18 protein-coding genes are annotated in these 18,964 nt (G+C 72.1%); 8 read left to right on the top strand and 10 right to left on the bottom strand.

Annotated elements, in window-relative coordinates; translation table 11 throughout:
• The first annotated feature begins 91 nt into the window (after positions 1–91).
• Genes CBM981_RS05685 through CBM981_RS05675 form a run of 3 tightly spaced genes read left to right on the top strand, consistent with a single transcriptional unit; the run spans position 92 to position 3,327 of the window.
• Positions 92–772 carry an NYN domain-containing protein gene (locus CBM981_RS05685; RefSeq protein WP_087067626.1) on the top strand — a complete coding sequence of 227 codons (681 nt, stop codon included), beginning with the start codon at positions 92–94 and terminating at the stop codon, positions 770–772.
• 58 nt (positions 773–830) lie between these two features.
• Positions 831–2,474 carry a 2-isopropylmalate synthase gene (locus CBM981_RS05680; protein ID WP_087067625.1) on the top strand — a complete coding sequence of 548 codons (1,644 nt, stop codon included), beginning with the start codon at positions 831–833 and terminating at the stop codon, positions 2,472–2,474.
• 4 nt (positions 2,475–2,478) lie between these two features.
• Positions 2,479–3,327, top strand: a complete 849-nt coding sequence (locus tag CBM981_RS05675; protein WP_087067624.1) for a carbohydrate ABC transporter permease — start codon at positions 2,479–2,481, stop codon at positions 3,325–3,327.
• 22 nt (positions 3,328–3,349) lie between these two features.
• On the opposite strand, the gene CBM981_RS05670 is transcribed toward CBM981_RS05675, so the two are convergent.
• A complete protein-coding gene (locus CBM981_RS05670) occupies positions 3,350–3,796 on the bottom strand; it encodes a hypothetical protein (RefSeq protein WP_087067623.1) in 447 nt (148 codons plus the stop codon).
• Positions 3,797–3,962: 166 nt separating this feature from the next.
• On the opposite strand from CBM981_RS05670, the gene galE reads away from it, so the two are divergent.
• A complete protein-coding gene (gene galE / locus CBM981_RS05665) occupies positions 3,963–4,988 on the top strand; it encodes a UDP-glucose 4-epimerase GalE (RefSeq protein WP_087067622.1) in 1,026 nt (341 codons plus the stop codon).
• Positions 4,989–5,011: 23 nt separating this feature from the next.
• Here the strand turns inward: galE and CBM981_RS05660 are convergent, their stop codons facing one another.
• The 4 genes from CBM981_RS05660 to CBM981_RS05650 form a co-directional block, all read right to left on the bottom strand.
• Positions 5,012–5,629 carry a hypothetical protein gene (locus CBM981_RS05660; protein WP_157665344.1) on the bottom strand — a complete coding sequence of 206 codons (618 nt, stop codon included), beginning with the start codon at positions 5,627–5,629 and terminating at the stop codon, positions 5,012–5,014.
• 130 nt (positions 5,630–5,759) lie between these two features.
• Positions 5,760–6,713: a peptide ligase PGM1-related protein gene (locus CBM981_RS16175; RefSeq protein WP_369801670.1), complete on the bottom strand. Its 954-nt coding sequence runs from the start codon at positions 6,711–6,713 to the stop codon at positions 5,760–5,762.
• Positions 6,635–7,315 (bottom strand): hypothetical protein, encoded by a 681-nt coding sequence (locus CBM981_RS16170; protein WP_369801669.1) that lies wholly within the window; start codon positions 7,313–7,315, stop codon positions 6,635–6,637. The genes CBM981_RS16175 and CBM981_RS16170 overlap by 79 nt, the downstream gene beginning before the upstream one ends.
• 16 nt (positions 7,316–7,331) lie before the next feature.
• Positions 7,332–9,413: an HDIG domain-containing metalloprotein gene (locus tag CBM981_RS05650; RefSeq protein ID WP_087067620.1), complete on the bottom strand. Its 2,082-nt coding sequence runs from the start codon at positions 9,411–9,413 to the stop codon at positions 7,332–7,334.
• 96 nt (positions 9,414–9,509) lie between these two features.
• Here CBM981_RS05650 and folD point away from each other — a divergent pair, with 96 nt between their 5' ends.
• Positions 9,510–10,391: a bifunctional methylenetetrahydrofolate dehydrogenase/methenyltetrahydrofolate cyclohydrolase FolD gene (folD, locus tag CBM981_RS05645; RefSeq protein WP_087067619.1), complete on the top strand. Its 882-nt coding sequence runs from the start codon at positions 9,510–9,512 to the stop codon at positions 10,389–10,391.
• 39 nt (positions 10,392–10,430) lie between these two features.
• Here the strand turns inward: folD and CBM981_RS05640 are convergent, their stop codons facing one another.
• Complete coding sequence (locus tag CBM981_RS05640) at positions 10,431–11,852, bottom strand: hypothetical protein (protein WP_087067618.1); 1,422 nt, start codon at positions 11,850–11,852, stop codon at positions 10,431–10,433.
• Between the two features lie 142 nt (positions 11,853–11,994).
• Here CBM981_RS05640 and crtE point away from each other — a divergent pair, with 142 nt between their 5' ends.
• From crtE to CBM981_RS05625, 3 genes are read left to right on the top strand one after another with little or no spacing between them, the layout of a single operon-like run.
• The gene (gene crtE, locus CBM981_RS05635; protein WP_225867551.1) at positions 11,995–12,960 is read left to right on the top strand and encodes a geranylgeranyl diphosphate synthase CrtE; all 966 of its coding nucleotides are present in this window, start codon (positions 11,995–11,997) and stop codon (positions 12,958–12,960) included.
• Positions 12,957–13,541, top strand: coding sequence for a divergent PAP2 family protein (locus tag CBM981_RS05630; protein ID WP_172820831.1), 585 nt, complete (start codon positions 12,957–12,959; stop codon positions 13,539–13,541). Before crtE ends, CBM981_RS05630 begins: the two co-directional genes overlap by 4 nt.
• Before the next feature lie 9 nt (positions 13,542–13,550).
• Complete coding sequence (locus CBM981_RS05625; protein ID WP_225867550.1) at positions 13,551–15,065, top strand: ATP-dependent RecD-like DNA helicase; 1,515 nt, start codon at positions 13,551–13,553, stop codon at positions 15,063–15,065.
• Here CBM981_RS05625 and CBM981_RS05620 read toward each other — a convergent pair.
• From CBM981_RS05620 to CBM981_RS05605, 4 genes are read right to left on the bottom strand one after another with little or no spacing between them, the layout of a single operon-like run.
• A complete protein-coding gene (locus tag CBM981_RS05620) occupies positions 15,062–15,772 on the bottom strand; it encodes a GAP family protein (RefSeq protein WP_087067617.1) in 711 nt (236 codons plus the stop codon). The two genes, CBM981_RS05625 and CBM981_RS05620, sit on opposite strands and share 4 nt — an antisense overlap.
• Positions 15,773–15,832: 60 nt before the next feature.
• Complete coding sequence (locus tag CBM981_RS05615) at positions 15,833–16,081, bottom strand: acylphosphatase (protein WP_255376843.1); 249 nt, start codon at positions 16,079–16,081, stop codon at positions 15,833–15,835.
• A 2-nt stretch (positions 16,082–16,083) separates the two neighbouring features.
• Positions 16,084–17,589 carry a cobyrinate a,c-diamide synthase gene (locus CBM981_RS05610; RefSeq protein WP_087067616.1) on the bottom strand — a complete coding sequence of 502 codons (1,506 nt, stop codon included), beginning with the start codon at positions 17,587–17,589 and terminating at the stop codon, positions 16,084–16,086.
• A 51-nt stretch (positions 17,590–17,640) separates the two neighbouring features.
• On the bottom strand, positions 17,641–18,951 hold the full coding sequence (locus CBM981_RS05605; protein ID WP_087067615.1) for a glucose-6-phosphate dehydrogenase assembly protein OpcA: 1,311 nt from the start codon (positions 18,949–18,951) through the stop codon (positions 17,641–17,643).
• Positions 18,952–18,964: the final 13 nt, after the last annotated feature.

Below are 18,964 nucleotides of genomic sequence, written 5' to 3'. Positions count from 1 at the left end.
CCTTGCCGCGAGACGCGAACTGTAGATCCAGGCCCTGGAGGCCCCGTTTCTCGCAGGCGCCCGGGGAGATCGACGGCCCTAGGGTTAGGGCATGGATACCAGTGTTCAGCCCCGCTTCCAGCCCCGTCCGCGGCAGCTGGTGGTGGCCGTGGATGGGCACAGCATGTTCTATGCCCAGCAGAAGCTGGGCTGGTTCTTCGACCCACGGCGCCTGCTGCAGCATGCTTCGGCGCAGGCCGGTCTGGAGCTGGCCGGGGCGTTCTGGTACGCGGGGCTGAAGGACCCCTCGGACCAGCGCCCGTTCCGGGATGCCCTCACCAGCCTGGGCTTCACGGTGCGGACCCGGCCCCTGCGGGAACTGGCTCCCCCGGCGGCGGCCAACGGCGGCGGCGCCCACGCCGGGGAGGCCGAGCACCGTCTGCCTGAGCACCGGCAACTCGAGCACCGCCAGCTTGAGCACCGAGCTCCCGAACCGCGCCCTGTCGAACAGCGCCACTTCGTGCGGGCCAACCTCGATGTGGAGGTCGCCGTGGACCTGATGATGGTGGCCCCCCGCACCGATGAGGTGTGGCTGCTGAGCGGCAGCCGGGACCTGGACCGGCTGGTGGAGGTGCTGCGGGCCAAGGGTCTGCGGATCACCCTGATCAGCACCGAGGGGATGGTGGCGCGGGAGCTGCGCAACGCCGCCGATGGTTTCGTGGACCTGGCCAGCCTGCGGGGCGTGCTGGAGAAGGCCGAATCGATCCAGCAGCCGGTGTTCCTGCGGACCTGAGGCTCCGCCGCCGCCTACAATCGGCTAACTCATAGTCACTACGGATAGAGGCGCCGTTATGGCCCGCGACCCAGGCCGTGTCCTGATTTTCGACACCACGCTGCGCGATGGCGAGCAGTCGCCGGGCGCCAGCCTCAACCTGGAAGAGAAGCTGGCCATCGCCCAGCAACTCGCCCGCCTGGGGGTGGACATCATCGAGGCCGGCTTCCCCTTCGCCAGCCCCGGCGACTTCAATGCGGTGCAGCGCATCGCCGAGAGCGTGGGCCAGGCCGAGGGTCCGGTGATCTGTGGCCTGGCCCGGGCCGCGGCAGGCGACATCAAGGCCTGTGCCGATGCCGTGGCGCCGGCGGTGCACAAGCGCATCCACACCTTCATCGCCACCAGCGACATCCACCTGGAGCACAAGCTCCGCAAGAGCCGCGCCGAGGTGCTGGCGATCACCGCCGAGATGGTCGACTACGCCCGTTCCCTGGTGGACGATGTGGAGTTCTCCTGCGAGGACGCCGGCCGCTCCGATCCGGAGTTCATGTACGAGGTGATCGAGGCGGCGATCAAGGCCGGCGCCACCACGATCAACATCCCCGACACGGTGGGCTACACCACCCCCGCCGAGTTCGGTGAGCTGATCGCCGGCATCAATGCCCAGGTGCCCAACATCGACCAGGCCGTGATCTCCGTGCATGGGCACAACGATCTGGGCCTGGCGGTGGCCAACTTCCTGGAGGCCGTGAAGAACGGAGCCCGCCAGCTCGAGTGCACGATCAACGGCATCGGCGAGAGGGCCGGCAATGCCTCGCTGGAGGAGCTGGTGATGGCGCTGCACGTGCGCCGCAGCTACTTCAATCCCTTCCTGGGGCGGCCGCCGGAGAGCACCGAGCCGCTCACCGGCGTGCGCACCGAGGAGATCACCAAGACCTCGCGGCTGGTGAGCAACCTCACCGGCATGGCGGTGCAGCCCAACAAGGCGATCGTGGGTGCCAACGCCTTCGCCCATGAATCCGGCATTCACCAGGATGGGGTGCTCAAGAACCGCCTCACCTACGAGATCATCGATGCGCGCACCGTGGGCCTCACGGACAACCGCATCTCCCTGGGCAAGCTGAGCGGCCGCAGCGCCTTCCGGGCGCGCCTCGAGGAGCTCGGCTATGAGCTCACCCGGGAGGATCTGGATGACGCCTTCGCCCGCTTCAAGGAGCTGGCCGATCGCAAGCGCGAGATCACCGACCGGGATCTCGAGGCGATCGTGAGCGAACAGGTGCAGCAGTACGACGAGGGCCGCTTCACCCTCAAGAGCGTGCAGGTGAGCTGCGGCACCGGCCTGCAGCCCACCGCCACCGTGACCCTGATCACGGCCGACGGCGCCGAGATCAGTGAGGCGGCCATCGGCACCGGGCCGGTGGATGCGGTGTGCCAGGCCCTCAACCGCCTGGCCCAGGTGCCCAACGAGCTGGTGGAGTTCTCGGTGAAGAGCGTCACCGAGGGCATCGACGCCATGGGGGAGGTGACGATCCGCCTGCGCCACCAGGGCGTGCTCTATTCGGGCCACGCGGCCGACACCGACATCGTGGTGGCCGCGGCCCAGGCGTTCGTGAATGCGCTCAACCGCCTGGTCTCGGGCAGTCAGGCCCTGCCGCTCCATCCCCAGAAGGCGCCGTTGCCCCAGCTGGGCGATCTGCCCCTGGCGGATCGGCCCAGGGTGTGAGGCCATGCGTCAGCCCCTCTCAGGTCCGCGCCGTTCCCTGGCCGCCTCGGCCCTCCAGCTGGCGCTGCTTCTGCTGCTGGCCGTGGCGATGCTGGTGCCACTGCTCTGGCTGGTGAGCACCTCGCTGAAGGGTCCGGCCGAGAACATCTTCACCAGCCCGCCGGCCCTGCTGCCGGCCGAGCCGAGCCTGGAGGCCTACCAGCGCCTCTTCGCCGATAACCCGATGCTCACCTATCTGCTCAACAGCACGGTGGTGAGCGCCCTGGCGGTGCTGGCCAACCTGCTGTTCTGCTCGCTGGCGGCCTATCCCCTGGCCCGGCTGCGCTTCGCCGGCCGCGGGCTGGTGCTGGCGCTGGTGGTGGCCACGATCCTGATCCCCTTCCAGGTGGTGATGATCCCGCTGTATCTGCTGATGGTGCAGATCGGCCTGCGCAACAGCCTCTGGGCCCTGATCATCCCCCAGGCGGCGACCGCCTTCGGCATCTTCCTGCTGCGCCAGAGCTTCGTGGGGGTGCCGGTGGAACTGGAGGAGGCGGCCCGCAGCGACGGCTGCTCCCGGGTGGGGGAATGGTGGAACGTGATGATTCCGGCGGCGCGGGCCGATCTGATCACCCTGGCGATGTTCGTGTTCATCGGCACCTGGAGCGATTTCCTCTGGCCCCTGGTGATCCTCGATGAGCCCCAGCTCTACACCCTGCCGCTCGGTCTGCAGCAGTTGGCCAGCAGCTTCTCGCTCGACTGGCGCCTGGTGGCCGCGGGGTCGGTCGTGTCGATCCTGCCGGTGCTGGTGCTGTTCATCGCCCTGCAGCGCTACATACTGCCCAGCGCCAGCGGTGATGCCGTGAAGGGCTGAAGGGCGTTGTGGGCTCCGGCGCTCACGGCTTGGGTGCCGGCGGCGGTGGCACCGGTGCCTGGGCCGGCGATGGGCTGGCCGGTGCCTCCGTCGTGGGGGTGGGGCTCGGCGTGGCAGGGCTGGGGGAATTGTTGGCACGGCTGCGCTTGAGCTGCCGCACTTCCGCCTGAAGCGCCTCAGCCTGGGCGCTCAGAAGATCGATTCGCGAGGTGTTCCGCTCCACCACCTGCAGCCGTTCCACAGTGGAGCGCAGCTGCTCCTCGAGGCCGGTGGTGCGCTCCAGAGCCCGGCTGTTTTCCAGCCCCTGCAGACGCTCCTGCAGTTCGCGGATCTGGGACCCCTGCTGCCGTGCCTTCCCCACCATCACCAGGAACAGCACCGCCAGAAGCGCGGTGAGGCCCGTCTGCAGCCAGTTCACCCAGTCGGGCAGCTGGGGCAGGCCTCTGGAGCGTTCAGGAACAGGAACCATGGGCTCGGTTGGGTTCGGAACAGATACGACCCTGACCACCGATCCTGACGCCCCGCCGTGGGCTTGGCCAGGCCAGGGAGGAGGTTGGTAAGGAGAGGTAAAGCGCTCGGCGCCTGCTGGGATCCTCAGCACCGGTCCCTTCCCTGCGATCGGCCAGACTTCTCCCATGACGATCCTGGTGACCGGCGGCGCCGGCTACATCGGCAGCCACACCGTGCGTGCCCTGCAGCGCGCCGGCCAGCCGGTGCTGGTGCTCGACAACCTGGTGTACGGCCACCGGGCCATCGCCGAGCAGGTGCTGCAGGTGCCCCTGGTGGTGGGGCAGCTGGGGGATCGCCCCCTGCTCGATGCCCTGCTCCAGGGCGACCACCCCCAGCTGCCGGCCGGGCCGGTGCGGGCCGTGCTGCACTTCGCCGCCTACGCCTACGTGGGCGAGAGCGTGACCGATCCGGCCCGCTACTACCGCAACAACCTGGGCGACACCCTGGTGCTGCTGGAGGCCCTGCACGCCGAGGCCGGGCGCCGTGGCCAGCCCATCCCGCTCGTCTTCAGCTCCACCTGCGCCACCTACGGCATCCCGGCGCCCGAGCAGATCCCGATCAGCGAGCGCTGTCCCCAGGCGCCGATCAACCCCTACGGCCGCAGCAAGTGGATGGTGGAGCAGCTGCTGGCCGATTTCGGCGCCGCCTACGGCCAGCCCAGCGTGATCTTCCGCTACTTCAACGCTGCCGGTGCCGATCCCGCCGCCGACCTCGGCGAAGACCACGACCCCGAAACCCACCTGATCCCGCTGGTGCTCGAAGCCCTGGCCGGCCGCCGCGAGGCGATCCAGGTGTTCGGCCGCGATTACCCCACCCCCGATGGCACCGGCATCCGCGACTACATCCACGTGAGCGACCTGGCCGCCGCCCATGTGCTCGGCCTGGAGCGGCTCTTCGCCCAGGGCGGCCAGCACATCTACAACCTCGGCACCGGCAGCGGCTATTCCGTGCAGCAGGTGATCGACGCGGCCCGGCAGCTCACTGGCCGCAGCCTGCGCGTCATCGACGCCCCCCGCCGCCCCGGCGATCCCGCCGAGCTCGTGGCCGATGCCGCCCTGGCGATGGATGAGCTGGGCTGGAAGCCCGAGCGCTCCGATCTGGCCACGATCCTGGCCGACGCCTGGGCCTGGCACCAGCGCCGCTGGGGCTGAGCAGGGGCCCGAGGGATCGGGAACTAACTCCCCAGGCTGGCCAGCGTCTCGCGCTTGCAGCTGCGGAAAGCGGCGAGGGCCTCCCGGTTCAGCTTCGCTTCGGGGGCGGGGCTCAGCACGGCCGGGTTGGCTGCACTCAGTGCCTGGCGCTGCCGCTGCAGCCGCGCCTGCAGGCGCTGGCGCTCCTGCCGCTGCTCCTCCCGCCACCGTGAACGGCGGCCCCGCTCCTCCTGCTCCCATGCCTGCAGGGCCTGCTGGTGGCGCTCGAGTTCCAGTTCCTGGTCGCTGATCGAGTAGCGCTGCAGCACGGCCGGATCCGGGGCAGGGGGCCGGGGCAGGGGGCTGTAGCGCCGCTGCTCCAGCCCGGCCAGGGCCGCCTCGGCGGCCGAGAGTGCCGCTGCCGCCGTCACGAGCTCCGCCTGGCCGGCCTGGCACCGCTCCACCAGGGCATCGAGGTCGCGCCGCTGGGCCGTCGCCGCCGCCTGCAGGGCCTGCTCCTGGCGCCGTGTTTCACCCTGCTGCTGCCGCTGCTGCCCCTGCTGGCAACCACCCAGCAGAGCCCCAGCCGTGACCGTGACCAGGACCAGACCCAGGGCGGCCCCCCGGGCCCGGCCCCAGGGGGTGGGTTGTGAGGTTGGCACGGGGTGACCCATGGCCGTTGCCGCAGAGGGTGCGCCTGCTGGAAACGATAGGGTCCAGGGTCCGGCGTGCCACCGCTTCCCGTGCCCCGCCCAGCCGGACGTCCCGCCGCCGGACGCACCGGTGGCCCGTTCACCGCAAGGGGCCGGTCAGGCCCCCCGCACGCTCCGCCGCGGCCTGCACCAGCCGTGCCTCGGTGGCCTCGTACACCGCCTCTGCCTCCGCCGCGCTGCGACCGATGCAGGTCATGCCCAGCTTGCCGTATTCCGAGAGGCAGCCCAGCAGGTGGAACACGCTGCCGCGCAGCTGGGCCGGGTCGTAGTGGAGGCCCGCCTCGGCCACGATGTCGATCAGGTCGATCGGCAGCAGGCCCCGCAGCTGGGGCGAGCAGAGGTTGTCCGTGGCCCGGTAGAAGAGCGGCGTGCCGGTGGGGGAGCGGTACAGCCCGTTCCCGGGCTCCAGCCGGCCGCTGGTGATGGCGTTCAGGGCCATGTAGGGATGGGTGGTGCCCCCCTGGCGCAGGTTGATCTCGATCGCCTGCAGCTCCCACCGCTCTCCGAAGCGGCGGGCGATGAAGTCCACGGCGTAGCGCTCCAGCGCCCCTTCCTGGGCCAGCGCCTCTCCCACCCGGGCCCCGTGGCGCATCAGGGCTGCCCGGTAGGGGTCGGCCGCGGGGAAGCGGCAGCCCAGGTAGGTCTGTCCCCCCGCTCCCCCCAGCACCTGCTCATGGCTGGAGAGCACCTCCACCGCCCCCGGGCGCCCCGCCGCCCCGGGATGGATGGTGCCCTGCACGCTCGGGGAGCGCAGTTCCTCGCCGCCCTCCAGCCAGGCCTCCACCAGCGCCCCCTGCTGGCCCATCAGCTCGCGCCAGCGCGGCGAGGGCATCGGCAGCGTGTCGAGGGCGGCGCGCAGCCGCTGGCGCCGCTGCCGCGCCGACACGTCCGCCAGCTGCAGCGGCGCCAGGGCCAGCCGCGCATTGCCCTCGCCGCTGAAGCCCTCGTTCAGCTTCACCACGCAGCTGCGCAGCTCCGGATGGGCCTCCCAGAGTGCGGCGGTGGCCTCGGCCAGCTGCTCGAGGTCGTGCACAGGCGCCGTGCCCGGGGGTGGGGCACGCCGCAGCGGGCGAACAGGGCGCGGCTGCCCGCCTTGCTGCCCCAGTGCAGCACATCCGGTGGAGTGCCCAGCAGCGGCACCTGCAGCCGTTCCGAGAGCTGCCGCTCCAGGTCACTCACCACGAAGCAGCTGATGAAGCTGCGCCCCGGCCGCAGCAGTTCAGCCATGCGGGCCAGCAGGGATGGACGCTCCAGCAGCTTGGCCGTGAGCGGGCGGTTGGAGGCATCGTCGGTGTCGAACAGATGCAGCCGCCGCCGGGCGTGGGAGGTGGGCACCCCGGGCAGCAGCTCGAGCACCGCATCCACCACCAGCTCACCCAGGGGTTTGCTGCTGGCGTACAGCATGCGCACACCGGGATGGCGCAGGCCGATCAGGGCGAACAGCTGGCGTTCCTCGTAGTGGTGGGCGCCGGTCACCAGATCCATCTGGCTCTGGTCCAGGGAAAGGGAGGGCACCATCAGCACGTCCACCCCAGGCCCCCGGCCTTCGGTGGTGTGCCCCCAGGAGGGCTGGAGCTGCTGCTGCAGTTCCCGGAAGCTCAGCGCCGCCAGCTCATCGGTTCCCCCTGTTGCCAACAGACCCCCCTCCCGGTCAGGCGCTGAACGCCTTGCGCCGCGGAATCGGATAGGGGATGCGCCGGTGCCGCATCCGCTTCCACACCCGCACGAAGGCCCTGATCAGCAGCTCCAGTTCGGCCCGGCCGATGCCGCTGTTGGCCAGCTGGCCATCCTGCATCCTTGCCTCGAGGATGCGCCGCACCATGGCGCGGGCCTCGGCCTCGTTGGTGCCGGGTGGCAGGGAGCGCAGCGCCGCCTCACAGCCATCGGCCAGCATCAGGATCGCGGTCTCCCGGCTGCGCGGTGTGGGGCCGCGATAGCGGAACAGCTGTTCCGGCACCGAGGGATCCCGCTCGCGGGCCTGATGGAAGAAGTACCCCATCTTCAGGGTGCCCTGATGTTCCGGGATGAAGTCCGCCAGGGGCCGTGGCAGGCGGTACCGCCTGGCCAGCCGGAGCCCCTCATCGACATGGGCCTGGAGGATCGCTGCGCTGGCGAAGGGATCGTCGAGCTTGTCGTGCGGGTTGGCCCCCTCCTCCTGGTTCTCGATGAACCACTGCGGGCCGTGCAGCTTGCCCACGTCGTGGTATAGGGCGCCGGTGCGTACCAGATCCACATCCGCGCCGATGCTGCGGGCGCCCTCCTCGGCCAGGCCCGCGATCATCAGGGTGTGCTCGAAGGTCCCCGGCGCCTCGCAGGACAGCCGCCGCAGCAGCGGCCGCTCCAGGTCGGCCAGTTCCAGCAGCCGCGTGCGCGTCATCAGCCCGAAGAAGGTCTCCACCAGAGGAGCGAGCAGCAGCCCGGCCATGAGCAGACCCCCCAGCAGCAGGGCTTCGCTCAGCAGGTCGAACTGGCCGGGCTGGCCGCGGCCCTGCAGGAGCATCCACTGCAGCAGGACGGCTCCCCCCGGCAGCAGCACCGCCAGCTGCAGCAGTTCGGCCCTGGTGCGCTGGCGCCCGGCCGCCACCGCCGCCACCCCGGCGGTGGCGGCGGCCAGCAGCAGGCGCAGCCCCAGGAGGCCGCTCAGGGGGATGGGCCAGAGGAGCGTGGCGGCCGCCAGCCAGGCCAGCCCGCAGGCCGTGCCCAGTCCCTGGGCCAGCAGCAGGGTGGGGGGCACCAGCAGCACCATCGGGCTGGCCAGCTGGTCGAGCCAGAGATGCAGCCCCTGCACGGCCAGGAGCGTTCCCAGCGCCAGCATCGCCTGGCGCGGCTCCAGGCTGCTGCGCCAGCGTCGGAGCAGCAGCACCATCGTTCCAGTCACGGCCAGGCTCTCGAGGAAGTGGCCCAGCCAGGCCAGCGGCCGCGGCCGCCGGTTCACCAGCCCGAAGTGATCGAGCACATCGAAGGCCTGCGCATTGATCGCTTCGCCCTGGCGCACCACCAGATCTCCCTTCTCCACCGCGATCGTGGGGATGCCCTGCTGGCTGATCAGGGCCTCGATGCGCCGCTGGCTGAGGGCCGGATCGCTGCGCAGGTTGGTCTGGCCGTGCAGGGTCTGCACCAGCAGGCGGGCACCGAGGTTGCGGCCCTGGTCGGACAGATCCTCCAGCTGCATGGTGGCGGCATCCACCAGCTGCCCCTCCGAGAGCCCCGGTGCCAGCCCCTGGCTGAGCATGCGCAGCTGGGCCTGGCGCACCTCCCGGGCCCAGGCGGTGAGCTGCAGGCTGTCCAGCCGCCGGAGCCAGCGGCGCTCCTCATCGGTGAGGGTCACGGGCTCCACCCGCGGCTGGTTGGTGGCCAGCATCTGCTCGATCGCCTGGATCTGTTCGTCCAGCAGGCGCCTCAGGCGCTGATTCGCGGGCTGGTCCACCACCTGCACCGTGGTGCGCGGCAGCATCTGCTGGCGCCGTTCCTCGAGGGCGGTGCTGTCGACCACCGCGGCCGTCTCGGGAGCCCGCACCGTGAAGGGCGCCAGCATGCCGGGGCGCAGATTCGGCTCCGCCAGCCAGGGCCAGCTGCTGACCATGGCCACCAGCGCACACACCACCAGCACCGCAGCGGTGTCGCGCAGCAGCCACCAGGCCGGAGGCTGGCGCGGCCGCTCGGCACGCAGCCAGTGCCGCCAGAGGCGGAGCAGCCGGCGTGGGATCGGGATCGTCGGCAGCCGCCAGCCCATGGAAGGACGCTAGCGACCGTGGCGGCTCCCGCAGGGCGGCAGCGCCAGCGGCCTGCCGTTGCAAGCTGGTGGCTGAGCCTCCCGCCGCACTGTTTCATGGCCACCCGTCTCGATGGGCGTCAGCTCGCCGGCCTGATCGAGCAGCGCCTCGCTGCCGTGATCGACGCCCGCCAGACGGCGGTGGGCAGGCCGCCGGGGCTGGCGGTGCTGCGGGTGGGTGAGGATCCTGCCAGCGGGGTCTATGTGGCCAACAAGGAGCGGGCCTGTGCCCGCGTCGGAATCCACAGCTTCGGCTCCCATCTGCCGGGGGACACGACCGCTGCGGAGGTGCGGGCGACCATCGAGCGCCTCAATGCCCACCCCGAGGTGGACGGCATCCTGCTGCAGCTGCCTCTGCCCGCTGGCCTGGATGCCGCTCCGCTGCTGCTGGCCATGGATCCGGAGAAGGACGCCGACGGCCTCCACACCCTCAACCTCGGCCGGCTGCTCAAGGGGGAGCCCGGACCCCGCAGCTGCACCCCCGCTGGCGTGATGGCCCTGCTGGCCCACCAGGGGGTGGAGCTCTCCGGAACGCGGGCCGTGGTGGTGGGGCGCAGCATCCTGGTGGGCCAGCCCATGGCGCTGATGCTGCAGGCCGCCGATGCCACCGTCACCGTGGCCCACTCCCGCACCCGGGAGCTGGAGTCCCTGACCCGTCAGGCCGACGTGCTGGTGGTGGCGGCGGGCCGCCCGCGCATGATCGGTGCCGAGCACGTGCGATCCGGGGCCGTGGTGGTGGATGTGGGCATTCACCGCAGGCCGGAGGGAGGGCTGTGGGGCGACGTGCGTTTCGAGGAGGTGGAGCCGCTGGCGGCGGCGATCACGCCGGTTCCCGGCGGCGTCGGTCCGATGACCGTGACCATGCTGCTGGTGAACACCGTGGTGGCCTGGTGTCGCCGCCACGGCCTCGATCACGGCCTGGTGGATCTGGTGGCCTGAAGCCGGCGCGGCCGACTGCCGCCTGCGGCGGCGGCGGCCTCAGCCCCTCCGTGTGTCGCCAGCCCGTGGCTCGCCGGCCCCGCGTCCGCCGGCGCTGGTCAGGCGCCGGCGGACGCGGGCCTGCAGCCGCTTCAGGAGGAGCCAGGCAGCCCCATCAGCCTGGCGGCTCGTGCCTGGCTGGTGTGCCTCGGCGAGCAGCTGGCTGCCCTGGGCCGCGATCGCGGCCAGCTCACCCCGCAGGCGGTTGCGCTCCTGCGGGGTGAGCTGATCCGAGTCCAGCCGGCTCAGCAGCTTGCGGCTCTGGCGCAGTGCGGTGAACAGCCGCTGGGGGCTCTGCTCCTGGCGGAGCTGCACCCGCAGGGTGTCCAGCAGCTCCTGCACGGCCAGGGCCCGCCTGCGCCGCTCCGTTGGAACAGCGGCCCGGCGGGCCAGCCCGCGCAACCAGGCCTTCGGCAGCGTCCTCACCGGCGGCGTGGCGGCACCGTCGCCCTCATCAGCGGCCTGCTCCGCGCCCAGGCCCCAGTCCTGCACCAGGCGCAGCAGCGCCTCCACCGGCAGGGAGGGTGCCACTGGCGCGCTGAAGGGGAAGTGCTTGGCCAGCCCGTCGTCGAGCTCCCGGCGCTGGTCGATCAGCAGGAAGCCGAGCTGCCGCCAGGCGGCCTGCAGGCGCGGCGGCAGCACCTGCAGCTGGGCCGTGAGCCCGGCGAACAGGGACTCGGCATCGCCGAGGCTGGAATAGCGCCTCGGCTGGCCGCGGAACGTCTCCAGGTAGGCCTCCGCCAGGGCCAGTTCCGCCAGCTCCCGCTCCAGCTGGGCCGGATCCCCCAGCCGGTAGGCCTCCTGGATCCAGTCGTCGGCCAGGCCCAGGCGCTGGTGCTGCTCCCGCAGCTTCAGCCGCCGCTCCACCCAGCCGTAGGCCAGCTTGGTTTCGGGCGCCATCTGGAGGCTGGCCTCCAGGAACTCCAGATCGGCCCGGCTCACCTCGGGCGGCAGGATGGCCACCAGGGGTTCATGGAAGCGGGCATAGCGGTGGGGGTCCTCCGCCAGCAGGCTCCGCATCGCGGCCAGGCGGCGGTTGCCGTTGATCACCACCCCGTCGGCCTCCACCAGCAGCGGCTCGGTCTGCACGGCAAGGCGACGCAGCTCCTGCAGGATCGGCCCGCGGGCGTCGCCGGCCTTGGTGAGCAGCAGGCCGTGCAGCATGGCCTGGGTGTCGGGGTGGTCTTCCTCGGCGTGGAGCCGCCGCAGCCGGGCAGGATCGTCGCCGTGCTGCTCCTCCAGGTCGGCCAGCAGCCGGCCGTTGTCCACTCGATACACCAGCAGCTCCTGGGCGAGCAACGCCGCCGGCACCGTGCGGGCGCCGTCGTGGAGCGTCACCCAGTGGTCGCGCACGGCCGTGGCCGCGGCGGCGCCGATCCTGTCACGGCGCTGGGATGCGGGGAGCAGGCGCGGGAGGTCCATCGTGCAGCCTGGGCGGTGCGCGATCAGTGTCCCCCGGCCTGCGGGTTTTTGGCCGCCGGGCCTTGCCGAGTGTGTGGCCTGGGCCATTCGGGCCGGCCCGTGCGGCTTCGCCTGAGAGAATCCCCGCAGATCCCATCTCCCCATGACCGCGGCGGTGAGCACGACCTCCGGCAACGCCGCCGGAAGCGACCCAGTGATCAGCGGCGGCGAGGGCCCTGCCGGTTTCGACTTCCATGCCTATCTCGAGGCCGGGCGCCTGAGGGTGGAGGCGGCCCTGGACGCTTCGCTCGGTCCTGAGAGACCGGAGGCCCTGCGCGAGGCGATGCGCTATTCCCTGCTGGCCGGGGGCAAGCGGCTGCGGCCGATTCTCTGCCTGGCGGCCTGTGAGCTGGCCGGTGGTGACAGCGAGCGGGCCATGCCAACGGCGGTGGCCCTGGAGATGATCCACACCATGTCGTTGATCCATGACGATCTGCCCGCCATGGATGACGACGACCTGCGCCGCGGCCGCCCCACCAATCACAAGGTGTACGGGGAAGCCAACGCCATCCTGGCCGGCGATGCCCTGCTCACCCGCGCCTTCGAGATGGTGGCCCTGCGCAGCCCCGGGGTGCCGGCGGAGCGCCTGCTGGCCGTGGTGGGCGAGCTGAGCCTGGCCTCGGGCGCCCCGGGTCTGGTGGGTGGCCAGGTGGTGGACCTGGAGTGCGAAGGCAAGACCGTGGATCTCGACACCCTCGAGTACATCCACTTGCACAAGACCGGTGCGCTGCTGCGGGCCTGCGTGCTCTGCGGCGCCCTGATCGCCGGAGCTCCCGAGGCGTTGCTCGCGGCCCTGCGGACCTATGCCCGCGGCATCGGCCTGGCCTTCCAGATCATCGACGACATCCTGGACGTGACGGCCAGCAGCGAGGTGCTCGGCAAGACCGCCGGCAAGGACCTCACCGCCGACAAGACCACCTACCCCAAGCTGCTCGGTCTGGACGAATCGCGCCAACGGGCCCAGGCCCTGGTGCTGCAGGCCAAGGAGGCCCTGGCCCCCTTCGATGCCGCCGGCCGCGCGGCACCGCTGCTGGCCCTGGCGGACTACATCACCAGCCGCGACCGATGAGGGGACTGCCGGGCCTGCTCAGCGCTCCCCATGACAGCCAGCCCCTGGTGGCCCTGCTCAGCAACGACGCCCTCTGGTGGGGCCTGGCGGCCTGTGGCCTGGCCCAGCTGTCCAAGCTGGCGATCGAACTGGTGGTGCACCGCCGCTGGCGGCCCGCCGTGCTGTTCGAAACGGGGGGGATGCCCTCGAGCCATTCCGCCCTGCTCACCGGCACCACGGCGGCGATCGGCTGGCAGCAGGGCTTCGCCGATCCCCTCTTCGCCCTGGCGGCCACCCTCTGCTTCGTGGTGCTCTACGACGCCTCCGGTGTGCGTCGTGCCGCCGGCCTTACTGCCCAGCGGGTGAATGGCCTGCCCGTGCGTCTCTGGGAGCCTTCCGAGCTGCCGGATTCCACCCCGCAGCCCCCGCCCACGACCCTGATCCTCAAACCCCTCAAGGAGAACCTGGGCCACACCAGGCTGGAGGTGCTGATCGGCAGTCTGCTCGGCCCGGCCATCGCCCTGCCCGGGCTCGTGCTGCTCGGTTCGCCCCTGGAGCTGGCCCACCGCTGGGGCTTGTCGCTCCCTCTGCCGTTGGCCTGAGCCGCACGATTGGGACCCGCCACCCGCTTCCCCGATCCCCCCCTGACGACCGGGCAGCAGCAGGCCAGCGCCAGCTTCGGCGCCTGGCTGGCGCAGCCGGCCCAGGGCGTGCCCTTCGTGCTCAGCGGCTACGCCGGCACCGGCAAGACGTTCCTGTCCATGGCTTTCCTGGCCCAGGTGGAGGCCCAGGGCCTGTGCTGGACCGTGGTGGCCCCCACCCACAAGGCCGTGGGCGTGCTGCGCAGCCACCTGGCCCGCGCCGGTCTCACGCCCACCTGGTACCCCTCCACGATTCACCGGCTGCTGCGGCTCAAGCTGCGGCGCCAGGGTGAGCGGGAACGCTGCGAGGAAACGGAGCAGACCGCCGCCGCCCTGGAGCATCTGGGCCTGGTGCTGGTGGATGAGGCCTCGATGGTGGACAGCACCCTGCTGGAGATCACGCTGCGCTGTGCCCACCCCTTCCGCACCCGGCTGGTGTTCGTGGGGGATCCGGCCCAGCTGCCGCCGGTGGGGGAGCCGAGCAGTGCGGTGTTCAGCCTCGGCCGGGCGACGACGGCCCAGCTCACCGAGGTGGTGCGGCACCAGGGGCCCGTGCTGCGGCTGGCCCGGGGCATCCGCGAGCAGGTGCTGCCCTGCCGCCTGCCGCCGGCCCTGCCCCCCGTGCGCACCCCCGTGGGGGAGGTGGCGCTGCTGCGGCGGCCCCAGTGGCTGGAGCTGGCCCAGGAGGCCCTGCGCCGCAGCGCGGCGGCGGATGATCCGGATCAGGCCCGCATCCTCTGCTACACGAACCGCTCCCTGGAGCAGCTGGTGCCGATCGCCCGCCGGGCCCTGCACGGTGCCATGGCCGACCAGGTGCCCGTGCTGCCCGGTGAGGTGCTGATCACCCGCAGCGCCGTGATGGCCCCGGCCTGCCGGGAAGGGGAGGAGGCCGGCGAGGAACCCGACATGGTGCTCGGCTCCAACCGGGAGGTGGTGGTGCGCGATGTGACGCCCGAGCGCTGTGATCTGGCCGGATTCGGGCTCACCAGCGCCGATCTGGGCGGAACGGCCGCCGTGCCGGTGATCGCCACCCTCAACGCCGCGGTGGACACCGGCGACAGCCAGATCAACCTGCGGCTCCTGCCCCCGCTGGGCTCGCCCGATCGCGCCGCCATCGACGCGGTGCTGGCTCGCTTGCGGCTGCAGGCCCAGCAGGCCGGCAGGCAGGGGGGGCGGGCGCTGTGGCGGCGGTTCTTCCTGCTGCGGGATGCCTTCGCGGCGCTGGGACCTGCGGCGGTGCTCACCGTCCACCGCAGCCAGGGGAGCACCTTCGCTCAGGTGTTCGTGGACGGGGATGTGTTCCTGCCCCGGGATCCGCTGCTGCGGCGCCAGCTCCTCTATGTGGCCGTGAGCCGGGCCAGTGCCTCGGTGGCCCTGGTGGCGCGGAATGGGGAGCCCGGGGCCGAGGAGGCCCTGTGGGGGAGCTGGCTGGCGGATGCCGAGGGCCCCGAGGGCCCGGCGCCGCCTGCCGAGAACCGCTCCTAGAGCCTCAGCTGCAGGCCCTCGATGCCCTGCCAGCCCAGATACCCAGCCAGAGCGAGGCTCACCAGCCCCACCACGGCGTCACCCCGGGCCAGCAGCCAGGTTTTCCCCCGCCGCAGCTGCGGCAGCATCCGCTCGGGGCCGAGCAGCAGTAGGGCCAGCAGCGGCGCCAGCAGCAGCAGGCTGCTCACCAGGCTGAACAGCACGGTGGCCAGCACCTCCTGGCCCGGCCCCAGCTTCGCCTCCAGCACGCCGGCGGCGGTTCTGGCGAACAGGAACAGATCATCCGGGCTGGCGATCTGAAACGCTGAACTCAGCGCCAGCAGCAGGGGCAGGGGCAGGGCACAGAACTGCTCGAGCTTGTCGGCCCAGCCCGGCGTGGCGGCTTCGGCGCTGCGGTTGAGCAGTTCCCGCAGGCCCAGGCCGAGCAGCCCTCCGGCCGCGATCAGATCGAGCCCGGTGCGGTGGGCACTGCCCCGCTCCATGCTGAGCAGCAGCCCGTGTCCCACCGTGAGGAGAGCCGCCACCACCAGGGCGCTGGTGGCCAGCCAGGCCAGCACGAAGGCCGTGCCCCGCAGGCGGGGCCGCTCGCCCAGCAGCACCAGCAGCAGCAGCACGATGTGGGCGGGGGAAAGGGCCACCGCCAGGCCGAAGGCTCCGATTTCCTCCAGCAGTTGGGTGGTGGAGCCATCCAGGGCGGCCAGGGTCATGGGAGCCAGGGCTGGGGCGGGGGCTCCATTGCAGCACTGCCGGCGGCGGATGCCCGCCGCTCAGGGACGCACTTCGAACCAGTCCTCCCCCGTGGTGCCCACCGGCAGGCTGGTGACACGCTGCACCTCGGCACCGGGAGGCCCGAACTCACACCAGAGCCGCAGGTCGTTCAGCTGCTGGTGGCCGCCCTCGGCCTCCAGCTCCACCCGGCCATCGGGGAGGTTGCGCACCCAGCCCCCCAGGCCGAGATCCTGGGCGCGGGCACAGCAGGCGGCGCGGTAGCCCACCCCCTGCACCTTGCCGTCCACGGTCAGGCGCCAGCGCTCTGCCGGTCCCCGCCATCCGGAAGCACCCGATGGGAAGGAAGGCTGCGGGCGGGTGCCACTGCGGCGCTCGCGGCTGCGGCGGCCAGCCGGGAAGGAATCCGCGGGCATCCAGCCCAGTGGAGATGCAGCCAGCTGGCGTGCAGGGTCGGTGTTGTCCATCCTTCGCTCCGGCGAGGGCTCCCCCAGCCTTCAAGCTGCCACAGCCCTCCCCCGTCCGTCACCGTCTGCAGCTGCCAGCGGTGGAACTCATGGCCGCGGAAGCTCTCCCCGCGCCGCACCAGCAGGCCATCGCTGCCGGCCAGGGCCTCGCGGTAGCCGAGGCTGAGCGCTCCGCGCCGGGCCGAGAACGGCAGCACGCCGGCCATGGGGTGGGTCCGGCCCTCGGGATCGCCGAGGGTTTCGCCCAGCAGCAGCAGCCCGCCGCATTCGGCCGCGATCGGCAGGCCAGTCCTGGCCGCCTGCCGCAGGGCTGCGAGGCTGCGGCCCGCCGCCGCCAGTGGGGCGGCATGGAGTTCCGGATAGCCCCCCGGCAGCAGCACGGCCCTGGTGCCCGGTGGCAGGGGCTCGTCCGCCAGTGGGCTCCAGGGCCGGGGATCGAGCCCGCAGCCCCGCAGCAGCTCATCGGCTTCCGGGTAGCGGAAGTGAAACGCCGCGTCCTGGGCCACGGCCACCGGCAGGGGCCCCGAAAGCATTCCGCTCCCGGACGCCATCCCGGTTCCCGAACCCATCCTGTGGTGGCCGGACCGGGATGGGGAGTGGGAGCCCAGCAGCCAGTCGATCGGATCCCCGTGCCCGGGGCCGCTGGCCGGCGCCGCCGGGGCCAGCAGGGGCCAGAGCTGCTCCAGATCCAGGTGGCGCTCCGCCAGAGCCGCCCAGGCCTGCTGGCGCTCGGGCAGGTCGGCCTGCTCCTGGGGCGGCAGCAGCCCCAGGTGGCGCTCGGGCCAGTCCAGGGCCGGATCGCTGGGCAGCACGCCCAGCAGGGGCACGGCGATGGCCTCGAGGGCTTCCGCCAGCAGCTGCCGGTGCCGCGCGCTGTTCACCCGGTTCAGCACCACCCCGGCCAGCCGCACCGGCGGCGGGCCGTGGTCGCGGAAGCCCCGCACCAGGGCCGCCAGTGAGCCGGCCTGGCGGGAGGCCTCCACCACCAGCACCACCGGCAGATCCAGCAGGGCGGCCACCGCCGCCGAGCTGCCCTCGCTGCCGGGGCCCCGCCCGTCGAACAGGCCCATCACCCCCTCCACCAGCGCCAGATCGGCCCGGCTGCCGTGCCAGTGGAAGCAGCGCCGCACCCAGGCCTCGCCGCACAGGATGGGGTCGAGGTTGCGGCAGGGCAGCCCGCTCACCTGGCTGAGCAGCTGCGGGTCGAGGTAGTCGGGCCCCACCTTGAAAGGCTGCAGCCGCAGGCCCCGCTGGCGGGCCAGGGCCGCCAGGCTCAGGGTGAGCAGGGTCTTGCCGCTGCCGCTGCAGGGGGCCGCGATCAGGCAGGGCAAGGGCCGGAGGTGCGCAGGATGGCGGGGCGCAGGATGGTGGGGCGCAGGGCGCTAGCTGGGGAGCAGCTTGGCAGCGATCGGGGCCGCGGCGGCCAGCAGCGGGTTGGTGGTGTCGTGGCCGCCGGAGAGCAGGCGGGCCAGCTCCTCCTCCTCGCTCTCATTGGGCAGGGGCACCACGTCTTCCGCCAGCTCCATCGAGGCCATGCCGCCGGCCTCCAGCCGCATGCAGCCCCCCGACTCGGAGCAGAGGATCACGCACAGGGGCGGCCGCCCCTCCGGCGCGCAGATCAGGCGCAGGCCCACCAGGGCCCCCGGGTGGATCTTGGGGCTGCCCACCGGCACGGGCATGAGCCGGAACTGCAGGGCCGAGCCATCGCGGCGGCGGAACTCGGCCCCGATGCCCTTCTCCCGCCGGGTGCCGGCCCAGTCGGTCTCCACCCCGTACGACTCCACCAGCTCCCAGCCCAGCCGGTCGGCCAGCCAGGCCGCCAGCAGCAGGCCCTTGAGCGGGTGATCGCCCTCCACGTCGATGTCCAGCTGCACCACGTGGTCGAGGGCGTTGCGGCGCGAGGGCGGATCAAACACCATCGCCAGCGACTCGCGCCAGCTGCGCAGCCGCAGCCAGTTGAGGTCGTTCACGGCCTGGCCGCTGGCGATCCGGTCCACCAGCACGTCGATGCAGCGCCGCGGCTGGCCCAGGGAGCTGTCCACCACCAGCCGGCGTGGGGGTGGAGCCAGGGCCTCCAGCAGTTCCGGGGCTTCGTCCAGGCTGCTGTTCCACCACACCCAGCAGGGCAGGTCGTCGCTGATCAGCGGCAGCACCAGATCGAGCTTGTTCTTGATCACCTCCCGGCCGCCCCGCAGCACCACCACATCGCCGCAGGCCGGGCCGCCGCCGCCCTCGTCCGGCAGGGGGCAGTAAGCCGCCACCAGGGTTTCGAGCGGCCGCGACTCCTCCAGGGTGGGGGCCAGCGTGATCAGCCGCCGCGGCATGTGGGCGCTGATGGCCGCATCCACGAACTGGCCGCGCAGGTCCTCTGCGCGGGCGTCGCCCGGCTGCTGGCCCAGCCGCCAGGCCAGGCGCTGATCCATCACCGCCGTGCTGAACGGCAGGTCCAGCACCGGCACCGCCTCCTTGGCCGCGGCGATCAGGTCACGGTCGAGCAGGCCTGTGAGGGGCCCGGCCACGCGGCCGGTGCGGATCAGCTGCTGCTGCAGCCAGGAGGGCTCGTACACCACCAGGCTGAAGGTGGCCGCGCCGCTGGTGTGCTGCAGATCTTCCCCCCAGAGCTTCTCCAGGTAGGGGGCCACGTCGGCGGGGGGAAGGGCGGTGGGGGCCTGAAGGGTGAGCTGGGCAGACATCAGCGGGAGCCGC

This window comes from Cyanobium sp. NIES-981 (assembly GCF_900088535.1).
GTDB lineage: Bacteria > Cyanobacteriota > Cyanobacteriia > PCC-6307 > Cyanobiaceae > NIES-981.
This window is presented reverse-complemented; position numbering and strand designations above follow the sequence as displayed.

Bases quoted from the DNA above. Each gene is read 5' to 3' on its own strand.
- CBM981_RS05680 (WP_087067625.1), top strand. From the start codon at position 831: ATGGCCCGCGACCCAGGCCGTGTCCTGATTTTCGACACCACGCTGCGC.
- CBM981_RS05685 (WP_087067626.1), top strand. From the start codon at position 92: ATGGATACCAGTGTTCAGCCCCGCTTCCAGCCCCGTCCGCGGCAGCTG.
- CBM981_RS05675 (WP_087067624.1), top strand. From the start codon at position 2,479: ATGCGTCAGCCCCTCTCAGGTCCGCGCCGTTCCCTGGCCGCCTCGGCC.
- crtE (WP_225867551.1), top strand. From the start codon at position 11,995: ATGACCGCGGCGGTGAGCACGACCTCCGGCAACGCCGCCGGAAGCGAC.
- CBM981_RS05650 (WP_087067620.1), bottom strand. From the start codon at position 9,413: ATGGGCTGGCGGCTGCCGACGATCCCGATCCCACGCCGGCTGCTCCGC.
- CBM981_RS05605 (WP_087067615.1), bottom strand. From the start codon at position 18,951: ATGTCTGCCCAGCTCACCCTTCAGGCCCCCACCGCCCTTCCCCCCGCC.
- CBM981_RS05620 (WP_087067617.1), bottom strand. From the start codon at position 15,772: ATGACCCTGGCCGCCCTGGATGGCTCCACCACCCAACTGCTGGAGGAA.
- galE (WP_087067622.1), top strand. From the start codon at position 3,963: ATGACGATCCTGGTGACCGGCGGCGCCGGCTACATCGGCAGCCACACC.
- CBM981_RS05640 (WP_087067618.1), bottom strand. From the start codon at position 11,852: ATGGACCTCCCGCGCCTGCTCCCCGCATCCCAGCGCCGTGACAGGATC.
- folD (WP_087067619.1), top strand. From the start codon at position 9,510: ATGGCCACCCGTCTCGATGGGCGTCAGCTCGCCGGCCTGATCGAGCAG.
- CBM981_RS05630 (WP_172820831.1), top strand. From the start codon at position 12,957: ATGAGGGGACTGCCGGGCCTGCTCAGCGCTCCCCATGACAGCCAGCCC.
- CBM981_RS05670 (WP_087067623.1), bottom strand. From the start codon at position 3,796: ATGGTTCCTGTTCCTGAACGCTCCAGAGGCCTGCCCCAGCTGCCCGAC.